This window comes from Nostoc sp., assembly GCF_036918015.1.
Taxonomy (GTDB): Bacteria; Cyanobacteriota; Cyanobacteriia; order Cyanobacteriales; family Nostocaceae; genus Nostoc.
In genome coordinates this window covers 68,263-82,857 of sequence record NZ_JBALEO010000066.1, presented here as the reverse complement: position 1 = coordinate 82,857, position 14,595 = coordinate 68,263, and the positions used below count along the sequence as shown (strand labels likewise).

12 protein-coding genes are annotated in these 14,595 nt (G+C 42.4%); 6 read left to right on the top strand and 6 right to left on the bottom strand.

Annotation, left to right across the window (positions count from 1 at the left end; translation table 11 throughout):
• The first annotated feature begins 227 nt into the window (after positions 1–227).
• Positions 228–2,129, top strand: coding sequence for a PAS domain-containing sensor histidine kinase (locus V7K61_RS16335; RefSeq protein ID WP_335054643.1), 1,902 nt, complete (start codon positions 228–230; stop codon positions 2,127–2,129).
• A gap of 76 nt (positions 2,130–2,205) precedes the next feature.
• On the opposite strand, the gene V7K61_RS16330 is transcribed toward V7K61_RS16335, so the two are convergent.
• Positions 2,206–3,333, bottom strand: coding sequence for an ABC transporter ATP-binding protein (locus V7K61_RS16330; RefSeq protein WP_335054641.1), 1,128 nt, complete (start codon positions 3,331–3,333; stop codon positions 2,206–2,208).
• A 293-nt stretch (positions 3,334–3,626) separates the two neighbouring features.
• On the opposite strand from V7K61_RS16330, the gene mrdA (V7K61_RS16325) reads away from it, so the two are divergent.
• Both mrdA (V7K61_RS16325) and mrdA (V7K61_RS16320) read left to right on the top strand, forming a co-directional pair.
• The gene (mrdA, locus tag V7K61_RS16325; protein WP_335054639.1) at positions 3,627–5,474 is read left to right on the top strand and encodes a penicillin-binding protein 2; all 1,848 of its coding nucleotides are present in this window, start codon (positions 3,627–3,629) and stop codon (positions 5,472–5,474) included.
• A 547-nt stretch (positions 5,475–6,021) separates the two neighbouring features.
• Positions 6,022–7,854, top strand: a complete 1,833-nt coding sequence (mrdA, locus tag V7K61_RS16320) for a penicillin-binding protein 2 (protein WP_335054637.1) — start codon at positions 6,022–6,024, stop codon at positions 7,852–7,854.
• 354 nt (positions 7,855–8,208) lie between these two features.
• Here mrdA (V7K61_RS16320) and V7K61_RS16315 read toward each other — a convergent pair whose 3' ends face one another.
• Entirely contained in the window at positions 8,209–9,018 is an 810-nt protein-coding gene (locus V7K61_RS16315) for a M15 family metallopeptidase (RefSeq protein WP_335054635.1), read from the bottom strand.
• A 102-nt stretch (positions 9,019–9,120) separates the two neighbouring features.
• On the opposite strand from V7K61_RS16315, the gene V7K61_RS16310 reads away from it, so the two are divergent.
• Together V7K61_RS16310 and V7K61_RS16305 are read left to right on the top strand one after the other, a co-directional pair.
• Entirely contained in the window at positions 9,121–10,038 is a 918-nt protein-coding gene (locus V7K61_RS16310) for an AEC family transporter (RefSeq protein WP_335054659.1), read from the top strand.
• Between the two features lie 389 nt (positions 10,039–10,427).
• On the top strand, positions 10,428–11,051 hold the full coding sequence (locus V7K61_RS16305; RefSeq protein ID WP_335054633.1) for a Uma2 family endonuclease: 624 nt from the start codon (positions 10,428–10,430) through the stop codon (positions 11,049–11,051).
• Positions 11,052–11,260: 209 nt separating this feature from the next.
• Here the strand turns inward: V7K61_RS16305 and tsaB are convergent, their stop codons facing one another.
• The 4 genes from tsaB to V7K61_RS16285 all read right to left on the bottom strand — a co-directional run bounded on the left by tsaB (position 11,261) and on the right by V7K61_RS16285 (position 13,026).
• Entirely contained in the window at positions 11,261–11,920 is a 660-nt protein-coding gene (gene tsaB / locus V7K61_RS16300; protein ID WP_335054631.1) for a tRNA (adenosine(37)-N6)-threonylcarbamoyltransferase complex dimerization subunit type 1 TsaB, read from the bottom strand.
• A gap of 150 nt (positions 11,921–12,070) precedes the next feature.
• Positions 12,071–12,562, bottom strand: a complete 492-nt coding sequence (locus V7K61_RS16295) for a 6-aminohexanoate hydrolase (RefSeq protein WP_335054629.1) — start codon at positions 12,560–12,562, stop codon at positions 12,071–12,073.
• Complete coding sequence (locus tag V7K61_RS16290) at positions 12,559–12,690, bottom strand: hypothetical protein (RefSeq protein ID WP_335054627.1); 132 nt, start codon at positions 12,688–12,690, stop codon at positions 12,559–12,561. The genes V7K61_RS16295 and V7K61_RS16290 overlap by 4 nt, the downstream gene beginning before the upstream one ends.
• 87 nt (positions 12,691–12,777) lie before the next feature.
• On the bottom strand, positions 12,778–13,026 hold the full coding sequence (locus V7K61_RS16285) for a Ycf34 family protein (RefSeq protein ID WP_094351825.1): 249 nt from the start codon (positions 13,024–13,026) through the stop codon (positions 12,778–12,780).
• Positions 13,027–13,112: 86 nt separating this feature from the next.
• Here V7K61_RS16285 and V7K61_RS16280 point away from each other — a divergent pair, with 86 nt between their 5' ends.
• Positions 13,113–14,417 carry a CCA tRNA nucleotidyltransferase gene (locus V7K61_RS16280; protein ID WP_335054625.1) on the top strand — a complete coding sequence of 435 codons (1,305 nt, stop codon included), beginning with the start codon at positions 13,113–13,115 and terminating at the stop codon, positions 14,415–14,417.
• Positions 14,418–14,595 lie beyond the last annotated feature (178 nt).

The following is a 14,595-nucleotide window of genomic DNA, read 5'->3' as shown; positions in this document are numbered from 1 at the left end:
GAGGCTAGCGCCAAGGGAGAAGACTCGCTAACGCTGCGCCGCCAGCGATGCACTGAGCCTGTCGTTCGCGGAGCGTCTCGTAGAGAAGTGTCGTACAGAAAACATTGCTGAATTCTGACTCCTGACTCCTGAATTCTGTTCGATAAACAGTACTGAGTAGACCAACTTTAGCTAAGAAGATTCTGTCACCCCAGTTGCAATAGGTTCGGAGTAAATCGGAGTTGAATATGTGTACTGAAAAAATCAATGAAGAGATATCGCTTTTACGTCAGCAAAATGCCCAATTGCTGCAACAGCTAGAAACTATGCAAGACCTTTATTCAACTACGCTGTTAGCCGAACAACATCAAATTTGGGAATTAGTTCCTGATGAAGTCCCACAGGATTTACAACTGATAGAATTACAGTCGAAATTGGTAGATAATTCTACCTTTATAGAATCAACAAAGAAAATTCGCGGACAGGATCATCAAGCGGCGGCCACTGCTTTGGCTGAGAGTGAGGCTAAGTATCGCCAACTCGTGGAAAATATCAGCGATCTGATTTTTTCTATGTCAGTGGAAGGTCTTTTTACTTATGTATCACCACAGTATAAAAATGTTTTAGGATGGGAACCTTCAGACCTACTTGGTCAAACCTTTGCCCCCTTGCTTCATCCTGATGATTTCCCTCTAGCTCAGAAAAAAATTCAAGAAATGGTGGAAACCAAGGGACAGCGAATCGCAATAGAATTTCGCCACCTAAAAAAGGATGGAGATTGGTGCTGGATGAGGTCAGTGGCTTCGCCAATTTTCGACTCAGATGGTGAAATTATTGGTCTTCATGGCGCTATTAGCGATATCAGCAGTCGCAAACAAGCTGAAGAATTAATCAAAGCCTCGCAATCAGAATTACTCGCCTTGTTCAACGCTATGCAGGATGTGATTCTTGTCTTAGATGTCGAAGGAAGATACCTAAAAATCGCTCCTAGTAGTGCGCCCTTACTCTACCAACCTCCTGCGGAACTGCTGGGCAGAAAAATACATGAGGTTTTACCCTCTGCTTGTGCCGACTATTTTCTCAATTCTATTCAACAAGCACTCTTAACTAAAAAAACTGTGAAGGTAGAATATAGCTTGCCTATAGGCGACCGAGAAGTTTGGTTTGAGGCGAATATTGCCAGTATGACCGAAAACACCGTTGTTTATGTCGCCAGGGATATTAGTGAGCGCAAACAGATGGAAGACCAATTGCGACAACAAACAGAACATTTAGCACAAACTCTTCAAGAACTCAGACAAACTCAAGCACAAATGATTCAAGCAGAAAAAATGTCCAGTTTGGGTCAACTTGTGGCTGGAGTTGCCCACGAAATCAACAACCCCGTTAATTTTATTCACGGTAATCTCAGCCATCTTGAGGAATATACTCAAGACCTGTTACGAATAATTCACCATCAGCAGCAAGAGGCTGGTAATAAGTTGGAATTTCAGGCTTTGTGTGAGGAAATTGACCTAGAGTACATCCAGAAAGATGTACCAAGAATATTGAGTTCGATGAAAGTTGGCACTCAGCGCATCCGTCAGATTGTGCTGTCGTTACGAACCTTCTCACGCATAGATGAAGCCGAGTTTAAAGAAGTAGATATTCACGAAAGCATCGACAGTACCCTAATGCTATTGCAACATCGCTTCCAAGAAACAACAAAGCTTCCAGCCATTCAAGTCATCAAAGACTACGGCACATTACCTTTAGTGGAATGCTATGGCGGAGAACTCAATCAGGTGTTTATGAATATATTAGTGAATGCCATTGATGCTTTAGAAGAATGCACAATTGAAAATGCACAATTAAGAATAGACAATTTAACATCGGGGTTGTTAACTCCCACGATCGCCATTCGTACCTCAGTGATAGATGCTGGTTGGGTAAAAATTGCGATCGCTGATAATGGCATAGGTATGTCAGAACAGATTCAAAAACAAGTTTTTAATCCGTTTTTCACCAACAAGCCTGTAGGTAAGGGAACAGGTATGGGAATGTTCATCAGTTATCAAATCATTACAGAAACACATGGTGGCAAACTGGAATGTCATTCAACACCAGCAGTAGGAACGGAGTTTGTAATTACAATTCCAATTCAGCATTGACCAAATAATTCGTAATTACGGATAAAATTAATAATTTATTCATTCGGGTTTCAAGCCCCTGTACGAATTATTTTGACTATTGACTAATAGCTAAACAATCAGTTTCTGCCCACCAGGCGTAAATAGGTGTGTCGCGGTCTGGTAAAGTGCCCAAAGTATTAGGTTGCAAGACATTAATACTAATGCCATTTGTTAATTCCATAACATAATTAACGTGTGTGCCCAAATACATAACGTTGACAAGCCGTCCTTCAAAGCAGTTAACTGGCAAATTAGGTGGATACAACGAAAGCTGTATTTTTTCTGGACGCACACTCACTACTACAGCTTGTGATAATTCAGTTGGTGTATCTTCAGCGCGGCTAATAACAATTGAGAGTCCCATTTTTGTGGAAATTTTAATATTAGAGGAGTCTACCGTGACGATTTCACCACTGAATAAATTAGTATCACCAATAAAATCAGCAACAAAAGATGTACAGGGACGTTCGTAAATTTGGCTGGGAGTGCCAACTTGTTCAATTTTGCCTTGATTCATCACGGCAATGCGATCGCTCAAAGACAATGCTTCTTCTTGGTCGTGTGTCACCATCACAAAGGTTAACCCCAAGTCTTTGTGTAAATTTGATAACTCAACCTGCATTTCCTTACGTAGTTTTAAATCTAACGCCCCTAAAGGTTCATCCAGTAGTACCACGGTGGGGCGGTTGACTAAAGCCCTGGCTAAAGCTACTCGCTGCTGTTGACCACCAGAAAGTTGATTGGGAAAACGCGATCGCAAACTTTCCATTTTCACCAGTTTTAAAACTTCTTGGACTCTAGCTTCAATTTTCGATTTGGGTATTTTTTTTAACCGCAGTCCAAAAGCGATGTTATTCCAGACATTCAGGTGGTTAAATAGGGCGTAACTTTGAAATACAGTATTGACGGGTCGGCGGTAAGGGGGCACATTAGTCATGGACTGACCCTGAATAAACACCTTACCAGCGTCAGCAATTTCAAACCCAGCAATTAAGCGCAGTGTTGTTGTTTTACCACAACCGGAGGGGCCTAAAATACTAAAAAATTCTCCTTGTCTGACATCCAAATCAATTCCATTTACTGCTGGTTCTTGGTTAAAAAACTTGAAGACGTTACGCAGTTCAACATCAAGTGGCTGAAAACTTGTTATCCCCCTCTGATTTTGCATGACAATTTGAGCCATAATCCTCAGTAGAATGCCGTGATTTTACGTTATTTTGTCAATTGCTCTAGTCTTTTGGGCAGACTATAATTTGACACTTTGGTTTATTGTATCCGCCAAAAACAATTGTTCAAGAATATACTCGCCCGATTCTTTTATACCCAGTAACGAGAATAAAATTATGGTAAATTTATATACTCATTTTACTTAGAGATTCTGCGATTAAGTTAACAAACCTTAAAATTGCATCTTAGCAATTGCTAAAAGTCTGGCTGGAATTGCGTTTATTCATTTTGAATTTTGAATTGATACTTATGTCATTATTCCCATCACTTGGCAGCAAAAAAGATACACGTACAGTTGGACGTGGTTTCCAATCAATATTTTTAATCGTATTTACCCTATTAATGGCCTGTGGGATTGAGGCTCGTTTGGCTTACTTGCAAATTGTTGAAGGGCCAAAACTCCGGGAACGAGCCGAAGCAAACCGAATTCGGATGATTCCCAAACAACCAGAACGGGGCAATATTTTTGACCGGAATGGCAAACTTTTAGCTAGCACTCGCTATCCTAGCTCTGTATATTTGTGGCCGATGGCACATACTAAGCCTTCCTGGTCTGTAGTCGGCCCGCGTCTAGCGCAAATTCTCAACATTCCCCAAGATGAGATGGAAAAGAAATTAGAACAAGCAGGGGCTAATTCTTCTTCACTCATCCGGGTTGCTCGCGATTTAAATGAAGCAGAAATTACGGCATTAAAGGAGTATAAAAATGAACTTCCCGAAGTGGAAATAAATACGGATTCTGTACGTTATTATCCCCACGGCAAGCAATTAGCGCACGTATTAGGTTATACACGAGAGTTGACCCCCGACCAGTTAAAGGGCAAGAAGGAGTTAGGCTATCGACTGGGAGATGTCATCGGTCAGATGGGCGTGGAAAAGGCTTATGAGAAAGCTCTACGGGGCGAATGGGGCGGTCAGCAAGTGGAAGTGGATGGTGCAGGTAGACCAATCCGGGTTATAGGGGAGAAACAGGCAAAAGCTGGTAATGATTTGCACCTAACCATAGATTTGGATGTGCAAAAGGCAGCCGAAAAAGCTTTAGGAAATCATCGAGGTGCGATCGCAGCACTCGATCCAAACAATGGTGCTGTTTTAGCGTTGGTATCTTACCCCACCTTTGACCCAAATATCTTTTCCAAACAAAAACTCTCTCAAAAAGATTGGGAAAGTGTCCAAGGTAAAGATCATCCCTTGGTGAATCGCGCTCTGAGTGCCTTTCCGCCCGCCAGTACTTTTAAAGTTGTGACTACCACAGCTGGACTAGAATCAGGTGAATTTTCTCCTGACTCAATACTACAAACCTTTGGTTCTCTTACCGTGGGTGGGGTGACATTTGGTGAGTGGAACCACGCCGGATTCGGGCCATTAGGATTTCCCAGAGCGATCGCTATGAGTAGTGATACTTTCTTCTATCAAGTTGGCAGAAAAGTTGGCGGCCCAACTTTGATTAAATGGAGTCGCAAATACGGGTTTGGTCAAAGAACTGGTATTGAATTTCGTGATGAAGAATCAGTAGGCTTGGTTCCAGATGAAACATGGAAGCTGAAAGTTTTGAAAACGCCTTGGACTGTTGGCGATACCATTAATATGTCAATTGGTCAAGGCGCTTTGCAAGTGACACCTCTGCAATCAGCGATTATGTTTTCTGTCCCTGCTAATGGTGGGTATCGAGTTCAACCGCATTTGCTTAAAGATAACGAAGAAGCAAAAAGTTGGCGAGAATCCTTAAATATGAAGCCGACAACTATCAAAGTTCTCCGCGACGGACTGCGGAAGGTGGTGAGTGAAGGCACTGGTAAGCGCTTGGACGTGCCGACAATTGCCCAAGCCTCCGGGAAGAGTGGTACAGCTGAAGCTGGTGTTGGTCGCCCAAATCATACATGGTTTGGTGCTTATGCGCCTAGTAATAAGCCAGAAATTGTGGTTGTGGCCTTTGGGGAAAATACTGGCGAACATGGCGGTACTATTTGCGGGCCGATGGTTTTACAAGTATTAGAAGCTTATTTTCAGCACAAATATCCAGGTAAGTATCAAAAACCTCAGCCTGACCCATCAGAAGCTAAAACTCAAAGTTCAGGACATGGCACTGGAGATTAGTACCGCAGGGTCTAATTCGTAATTCGTAATACTTCGGCTACGCTCAGTACAAGTTCGTAATTCGTAATTCCGATTGCGTAAGGGTTTTAGACATTTAAAATTGGTAGCTTATTTCCGCCTTTCTTGTGTAATAGTACGCCACGGCGGAAATAGAGGAACTATTTCAAATACCTAAAAAGCCCATTCCATAATACTTTTGACTTTTTATTTTTGATTTCCGCCTTGCGGTAATAGTGTGCAAAGTTCAAAATTCAAGAAGCTTTTGGTTGAGGCAATAGAATAGATGAGCTTATGGTATCAATTGAAAACAAGTAATTACTGCCAATTAGTTTGCCCTTAAATACCTGCTAAGAATTTATACCATTTCTTTGTGAGGCTGCGCCAAACCCTTTTAACTTCTTTCTTTCTTTGTGTCCTTTGCGTCCTTTGCGGTTCGTTTCTCTTTCTTATTTCTTGTACTTCAATATGGTTTAGCGCATCTTCATACAGAATTGGTATTAGCAGAGTTATTTACAGATAATCTTAATTTTGAAATCCTCTTTTCCTTATGACTTTCCTGAAACCATCTCCACTTGGCGGACAAAAAAATACACGTACTGTTGGACAAAGTTTCCAACCGATATTTTTAATTATATTTACTCTATTGATGCTGACAGGAATCAGCATTCGTTTGGCATATTTGCAAATTACTGAAGGAGCAAGCCACCGAAAAAGAGCCGAGTCAAATCGAATTCGGATGATTCCCAAACAACCAGAACGAGGCAATATCTTTGACCGCAACGGCAAACTTTTAGCCAGTACTCGCTATCCTCGCTCTGTATATTTGTGGCCGATGGCACATACCAAGCCAGCGTGGTCATTAGTGGGAGCGCGTCTATCTCAAATTCTCGACGTTCCCCAAGAAGAGATGGAAAAGAAACTAGAAGAGGCAGGTGCTAACTCTTCTTCACTCATCCGAATTGCTCGTGACTTGAATGAAGCGCAAATCACAGCATTGAAAGAGTATCAAACTGAACTTAAAGACGTAGAAATTCATACAGAAGCCGTTCGTTACTACCCCCACGCCAAGCAATTAGCCCATGTATTAGGTTATACGCGAGAACTCACCGGCGGTCAGTTAAAAGAAAAGAAGCAGGAAGGCTACAGATTAGGTGATGTAATTGGTCAAATGGGAGTTGAAAAAGCTTATGAGAAAACTCTGCGGGGCGAATGGGGCGGTCAGCAGGTAGAAGTGGATGGTGCAGGTCGCCCGCTCCGGGTTTTGGGTGAGAAACAGGCAAAACCTGGTAACGATTTGCACTTGACCATAGATTTAAATATGCAAAAGATAGCAGAAAAAGCTTTAGGCGATCGCGACGGTGCGATCGTGGCTCTTGACCCCAAGAACGGTGCTGTTTTAGCAATGGTATCTCATCCCACCTTTGACCCAAATATTTTCTCGAAACAGAAGCTCACCCAAAAAGATTGGGAATTTGTCCAAGGTGCCGATCATCCCTTGGTGAATCGCGCCCTCAGCGCCTTTCCACCCGCTAGCACCTTCAAAATTGTTACCACCACAGCCGGTCTAGAATCAGGTAAATTTTCTCCTAGCACAGTTCTGCAAACCTACGGTTCCCTGAGTTTTGGCGGCACGCGATTTGGTGAATGGAATCACGCTGGGTTCGGGCCATTGGGTTTTGTCGGAGCATTACAGTGGAGTAGTGATACCTTCTTCTATCAAATTGGTCGCGGAGTCGGCGGCCCAACTTTAATTGAGTGGACTCGCAAGTATGGATTTGGTAAAAGAACTGGCTTTGAGTTTGGCAACGAAGAGGCAAAAGGTTTAGTGCCAGACGAGGCATGGAAGCAGAAAACTTGGAAGATACCTTGGACTGTAGGCGACAGCATTAATATGTCAATTGGTCAAGGTGCTTTACAAACGACACCTTTACAAGTCGCCATCATGTTTGCTGTGCCCGCTAATGGTGGTTATCGAGTCCAGCCGCATTTGCTTAAAGACAATGAAGAAGCTAAAAACTGGCGAGCATCTTTAAATATGAAGCCGACAACCATAAGTGTTCTCCGTCAGGGACTACGGAAAGTAGTAGCTGAAGGTACGGGTAAAGCTTTGAAGCAGCCAACAGTTCCCCCAGTGGCTGGTAAGAGTGGCACGGCTGAAGCGTGGAAAGGCCGTGTTAAGCAAAATCACGCTTGGTTTGGAGCCTATGCACCTGCTGAACAGCCAGAAGTTGTGATTGTGGCATTTGCTGAACATTCCGGCGGCGGTGGTGGTAGCATTGCTGCGCCGATGATCTTACAAATTATGGAAGAATATTTTCAGCGTAAGTATCCAGGTAAGTATCAGAAACCAGCATCTGAAAAGCCAGGAAATAGCAGATGAAATTAGGTAATACCATTTCTTTATGAGTCTGCACCCAAACCCTTTTAACTTCTTTCTTTGTGTCCTTCTCTGACGAGACGCTGCGCGAATGCGTCCTTCTCCCTTGGCGCTAGCCTCTCCCTTTGGGAGAAGGGGAGACGCTAACGCGTAGCTTGCTTCCCCGGAGGGGTATGCGGTTCGTTTCTCTTTCTTCTTTCTTGTAGTTAAATATGGTTTAGCGCATCTTAATACAGAATTGGTATAAGTAGTCAGACAGAATTAATTACACAATGTCATTGCGAGCGGAGCGTTCGCAATGACTGTAAATATTTTTGTCCGACTACTTATTGGGCATGGGGCATTGATTATTGTCTTTTATGGCGATATCTTAGCGGGTTTTAAGTTTCTGGCTTTATAGAACATTTCTAAGCTATTGCGATCGCCTACAAAACGCCAGTGCCAAGGCTCATAACTCACACCTTGAACATTATCTTTGGGAAAAGACATTTCAAAGCTAAAACGTGCTGCATTTGCTTGCAGCCACCGATAAGCCTTGGTATTGTCAAAGTTTGTTTGAAGATTAGTTGCTGGTACTGCTCCGTCTCCAACATCCACAGCATAACCTGTGTGATGTTCGCTATGACCAGGAGGAGCGCTGAGGGCAGCTCTTTCTGCTGGCGTTTGATTTCGCTGGGCACCGACAGCAAAAAACAACTGCTCTTGGTCTTTGACTGAGCGAAAGCCAGAAATTGGTACTAAAATTACACCTGAACTCCGGGCTGCTGCTACCATCTCCTCAAACTTTTGGGCAGCAGCTTTTCGCATTCTAATGCCCCTATTTGCGGAGATGGTTACTAGTTCTGACTCAGGGGCTTCTGGGTATGGAAAATGCCCTAATACAGTATCGCTGGAATTATTAGATGCTGGCGGAGTTGGAGTTGTAGGAGGAAAAGTAGCTGGTAAAGGTTGAGAATCAGCGGTTTTTTTGGGTGCAGTGACGAAAAACAACAAACCGCTAATTAAAGTCAGCAGGACAAATCCCGTTACTCCCCCAATCAGCATAATTCGGGGCTGCAACCAAATTTTAGGTGCTGCAACAGGGGTATCGCGTACAGCCACTGGAATATCATCACCAAGGTCATTCGATGAGTTTTGCGGTTTTCCAGAAAACCCTGCCTTATTCAAGGGTAAACTCCTGTTTTTGTGGAATAGCCATAACAGATTTTGCACTGGACAAAAGTAAACGTAACAGGTAGCATTTTACATCTGTGGTTCTTAGGCGCAATCTTGACAAACCTTTTAGAACTATACGTCAAGCTGGGAGGATTAGTCCTGATAGGTTTTATTCTGGGACGCAAACTACCTGTGACAGTTCCTACACGCTTGGGACTGTTTCTTTTTTGGGTAGGAGTACCCATAAGCATAGTATCGTTTTTGCGTCAATCTAGTTTATCAGGGCAAATTTGGATTGCACCTGCAATCGCTTACCTAGCTATTTTACTAGGAGCATTTTTAGCTTGGTTAGGGATTAAAGCACAAGCCTATTTTAGAAAGACTGTCCCCCAAGCACCAACTCAGGCTAGCTTGATATTAGCCGCAATGTTGGGTAATACTGGTTATCTTGGTTTTCCCATTACCTTAGCAATGGTAGGCAAGGAATACTTTGCTTGGGCACTATTTTACGATTTGTTAGGTTCATTCCCAGGAACTTACGGCTTGGGTGTGTTGCTAGCAGCGCGTTTTGGCGTTGGTGTCCAGAATCATTGGCAGACTGCTAAGGCCATCTTAATTAATCCTGCCTTATGGAGTTTCGGATTTGGCTTGCTGGTTCGAGAAGCGACAATTCCCACAGTAGTAGAATTCTACTTGGAAAAATTTGCTTGGTGTAGTGTAGCTTTATCTCTAGTGTTAATCGGAATGCGACTAGGGCTGCTTAAATCTTGGGGTAGCCTACCACAAGCAGGAATCAGCTTGGGAATCAAAATGTTGCTAGTTCCCTTGATATTGGGCAGCATATTACCACTGTTTGGATTAACTGGTTCTACAGCAAAGGTAATTGTCTTACAAATGGCTATGCCTCCAGCTTTCGGCACACTGGTAATTGCTGAGACATTCAATCTCGATCGCGATCTGGCAGTTACAGCCTTAGCTACTGGGGCTATAGTATTGCTGGTTACTCTCCCTGTTTGGCTGTGGCTGTTTTGATTTTGGATTTATGCACTGTAACGCGATCGCATTTGTAAATTCGGTCAATATTAATTCAGTTAGAGGGGTATCTTTAAGTGGCTCTGGAAATAATTTCAGAGTAAGAGTCAGAGATATCACTACAAACTCCTTACCTAATATTATTAATGGTCGTCCTTACAGCCCTAAAAATCATGATGGTAAGATTGCTGTAGTGTGGTGGAGAGGCCCTTACGCTGGATGGGAAAGATGCTTTAATACTAATATTTGGTGTGCCCCTGTTTCAAATAGTTAGCTTTTTTAATTGAAGTGTCTATCAGGTAAGCCAAAGAAAAAGGTGAATTCCCTGAAAGAAAATCTAAATCAACAAGGACTTAGTTACAAAATTTCAAAACTCATAGGAGGAATATATGGCTCAAGCCCTACAGAGAAAACTAGTTACATTCGATGAATTCGTTGCCAGATACCCAGATAACACAGGTAAACGTTACGAACTGCATGATGGAGTAGTGGTCGAGATGTCACAACCAACTGGAGATCATGAAGAGATTACAGGATTTTTAGCTACAAAGCTTCCAGTCGAATATGACCGACTTAAACTTCCCTACTTCATACCAAAGACAGCACTAGTCAAACCACCTGAAAATGAATCCGGTTATTCACCAGATATATTAATAATTAATCGCTCCAATTTGGTAAATGAACCTCTCTGGAAAAAGGAATCTACAGTAACTCTGGGCGCATCAATTCCTTTAGCGATCGAAGTAGTTAGTAATAATTGGCGTACCGACTACTACACTAAACGCGGTATGTATGAAGAAATTGGTATTCAAGAGTATTGGATTGTAGATTACTTAGCTCTGGCTGGTAAATCATTCATTGGCAATCCCAAACAGCCAACAATATCAATCTACTCACTGGTAGAAGGCGAATACCAAATCAGCCAGTTCCGTGATGGCGAGTGCATTATCTCACCCACTTTTCCAGAATTTAATTTAACCGCAGAACAGATTTTTAATGCTGGTAATATTTAAACGATGTTTTTTTAGTTCTCAAAATGGCTAAAATCTTTATTCAGACAGAGCTAGATATATTTAAACAAATGCTTTTTTTTTAATTAAGTAATTAATTCGCGTTAAATAAATTTGCTCTGTAAATTATGAGATTATGTATTTTACGTGTTTTGAAAAAATAAATCTTACCCCTGTAAAAAAAAAAGAGGTAGAAAGAAAATTTACAAGCATTATGCACCCTCTACTGGATGTTGCCCATAATATGGTAAAGCCTCTGACCAATTAGGATACTTACCCTCTTGCCAATCGAGATTAGCTAGTTCCAAAATACTTGTCACCGTCGCTGCTAGACCAGATTGAGCTTGAATCAGCTGATAATTAGTGTTCCAATTTGCTAAAGTTTCCTGCCATGCTTCTGGTGTAAATACTCTATCTGGTAAACACACTTTTAGTTTAGAACTATCTGGCTCAAACTGATAAATAGCAGCAAAAATTTGACCTCGTTGCGCTGGCATTTCCACAGCAATAGTTTTTGGATTTTGACTTTTGCCTGCTTCTGACCAAGCTACCGCAGCCAAAGTTGAAATCGCAAATACAGGAATATCTAACTGTTGCCCCAAAGTACGAGCAGTAACAACACCAATCCGAGTTCCCGTAAAGCCGCCAGGGCCTTTTGCAACTGCGATAAAGGACAAATCTGCCCAAGTTTGTGGTTTGATAAATTCAATTAAATATTGATGCACCAAGCTAGATAAATCACGCCCTAAATTCCAAATTTGAGAGCGAGTTTCACCATCAAAATTACTAATTACCAAACCTAATTCTGGTGTGGTAGTATGTAGTGCCAAAGCGTATTTATTTATTGCAATGTCTTTTAGTTCCGTTGTCAAAATTATTTAAAATATCTATTTTTATAGAGTTAACGCGATTTATTTAAGCATATAACATAGCGGTTCTTAATTGAAAAACTACTGAGTAATAATCAGTCAAATAGTCTTGTTACAAGGTTTGTGAGAACCAATGCTGTTAAGCGATCGCGGCTAGGATGGGGGATTTGGATTACCGCCTTGTTGTCTCAATAGATAGTCCAAAACTCGGTCAATTCGCTCCAAGGCAGCACCTGTAGTCAGTTGAAACTCCTGAAACTGAGATTTTTGTTCCTCAAAATTGCGGTCAAGCTTTAGCATAAGTGCTTCTAATCGCTCAGTTCGTGCCTTTGTTTCCTCTATTTCACTGCCTGCCTTTGTAAATAGGCGTTGCGTGTGAGTGATAAAACTATCAACCTTATCAGAAACTTGGTCAACATTTTCCCCTATCTGGTCAACACGTGCCCCTAATTGATCGAGGTGAGATTGGGTGCGGTCTTGTTTTATGGTCAACTCATCAAGGTGAGATTGGGTGCGGTCTTGTTTTATGGTCAACTCATCAAGCCGTCTGTTTGCTGATTCTGCGTAGCTAGCAGTAGAAACTAGCAATCGCTTAACAGTTTCGAGTTCATCTTCTACATGGTCTAATCGCTGTGCGTTGGTCATGCTGTTTTTGCTTGGCTGACTTTTTTATCTTCTGCGATCGCTTTCCTGACATTTCCTCTCCATACCATGAATTCGCGATCGCTGATGGACAAAATCTCATTACAGCAGAAATCATGTATTTTGACCATATCGGTTCTAGGGGCGCAAGACCTTGCGCCCCTAGCGCGTAGTCTGTTTACCTGAAAATAGCTGTAAGATACACCAATCATTTTCTATCAAGTCGGCACTAATTCACCAGGACGCAATTTCGACCACTTACCCGTTTCCCGCTTGAAGCTCAGACAACCAACAACATCCCATTCCATTTCAATTACATCATCTGTAGTCCGAATATTGACATTGATAGAAGGTTCATTGGGATCAAAATCTGGTGTTTCAGTCAAGTGAGGCTGTTGGTGCTGCCCTTCTACGGCATGATAGGTAACACAGCTGTCTACATAGTGGCAATTCACGCAAATACACATAATAGAACCAACTCCAGGGGCCTTTATTGTTAATCTAACGTAAGCCCAACTGTTATTCATGAGTTGCTGGGTTGATTTTTATTACAATGCTTGAATCAATTCCTTCTACCCTCGCTCCCGAAAATTGGCCTTTTAGTTTGGAATTCCTGCCACAACCCGCTTACATGGTAGGTGGTGCTGTCCGAGATGCGATCCTGGGCAGAACTCGCGAATATCTGGATCTAGATTTTGTTATACCATCCAAGGCGGTAAAGGTAGCGAGAGCGATCGCTCATCATTACAAAGCTGGTTTTGTGTTACTCGATGCAAAACGACAAATTGCGCGTGTGGTTTTTCCCCACGCCACGGCTGACTTTGCCCAACAAGAAGGAGATAGTTTAGAAGTTGATTTGCACAGACGAGACTTTACAGTAAATGCGATCGCCTATAATCCCCATACGCAAGAAATTATCGATCCTCTGCAAGGTTATGTAGACTTACAACAAGGCATTTTGCGTATGGTATCACCCGCGAACTTTGAAGATGATCCTTTGCGGTTAATGCGAGGTTATCGCCAAGCTGCTCAACTAGGTTTTACTATTGAGCCAGCTACCCAAGCTGCAATTCGTTCTTTGGCATCGCATATCAGCAAAGTTGCAGCCGAAAGAGTTAGGGTAGAAATTGGCTATCTACTGGCAAATTCTCAGGGTACTCCTTGGATCGCAACGGCTTGGGAAGATGGTTTACTTGCCCCTTTCTTCAAAAATGCCACCCCTGAAAGCTTGCTCAAACTAGCAGCAGTTGACACAGCCGCCGCCTTACTCACAGAAAATTGGCAACAATTAGGGGCACAACTGCAAGAATATGTCCGCGATAGTATTAAAACCACTTGGCTAGCTATTGCCAAACTTGCTTGTCTCGTCAACTCAGATCCCGAATTAGCAGAAATAGAGCTACAGGAACTAACTTATAGTCGTGCCGAAATCCGAGGTGTAACTACTGTTCTGAAATTGTTACCGCAATTTCAAGTAGTTGATATGTCGTTGCGAGAACAATACTTTTTGTTTCATAACGCAGATATTGTGTTCCCCGCTACGGCAGTGCTAGCTGTAGCAATTAATAATTTGATAGAGGCAATATCTGGTGACAAGCCACTACACACAGCAGTGGAAACTAAATCTTTGAGCTACCAAGTTTTAGCACCTTTGATCGACCGCTACCTCAACCCTAACGATGCGATCGCTCATCCCACTCCCCTAGTAAGCGGGAAGGAGTTGATCGCAACATTAGATATTCCAGCTTCGCCAATTATCGGTCAACTGCTGACTGAAATTGGTGTAGCACAAGCCGAGGGGAAACTTTCAACACCAGCAGAGGCGATCGCTTATGCACGTCAGTTTCTTGATGGTTAAATATACTTAATTAATTTATGGTAATGTACCAAAGGCGATGCCTACGCAATTTTGGCACTCCTGGCTAAGGCTAATAAATCTGCAACTTCAAGTACCTTAAATATCCCCTACTTACCATAAAATACCGATCTTTATAGCCAATCCTGGCAATTACATACATCAATTATGCTAATATTTG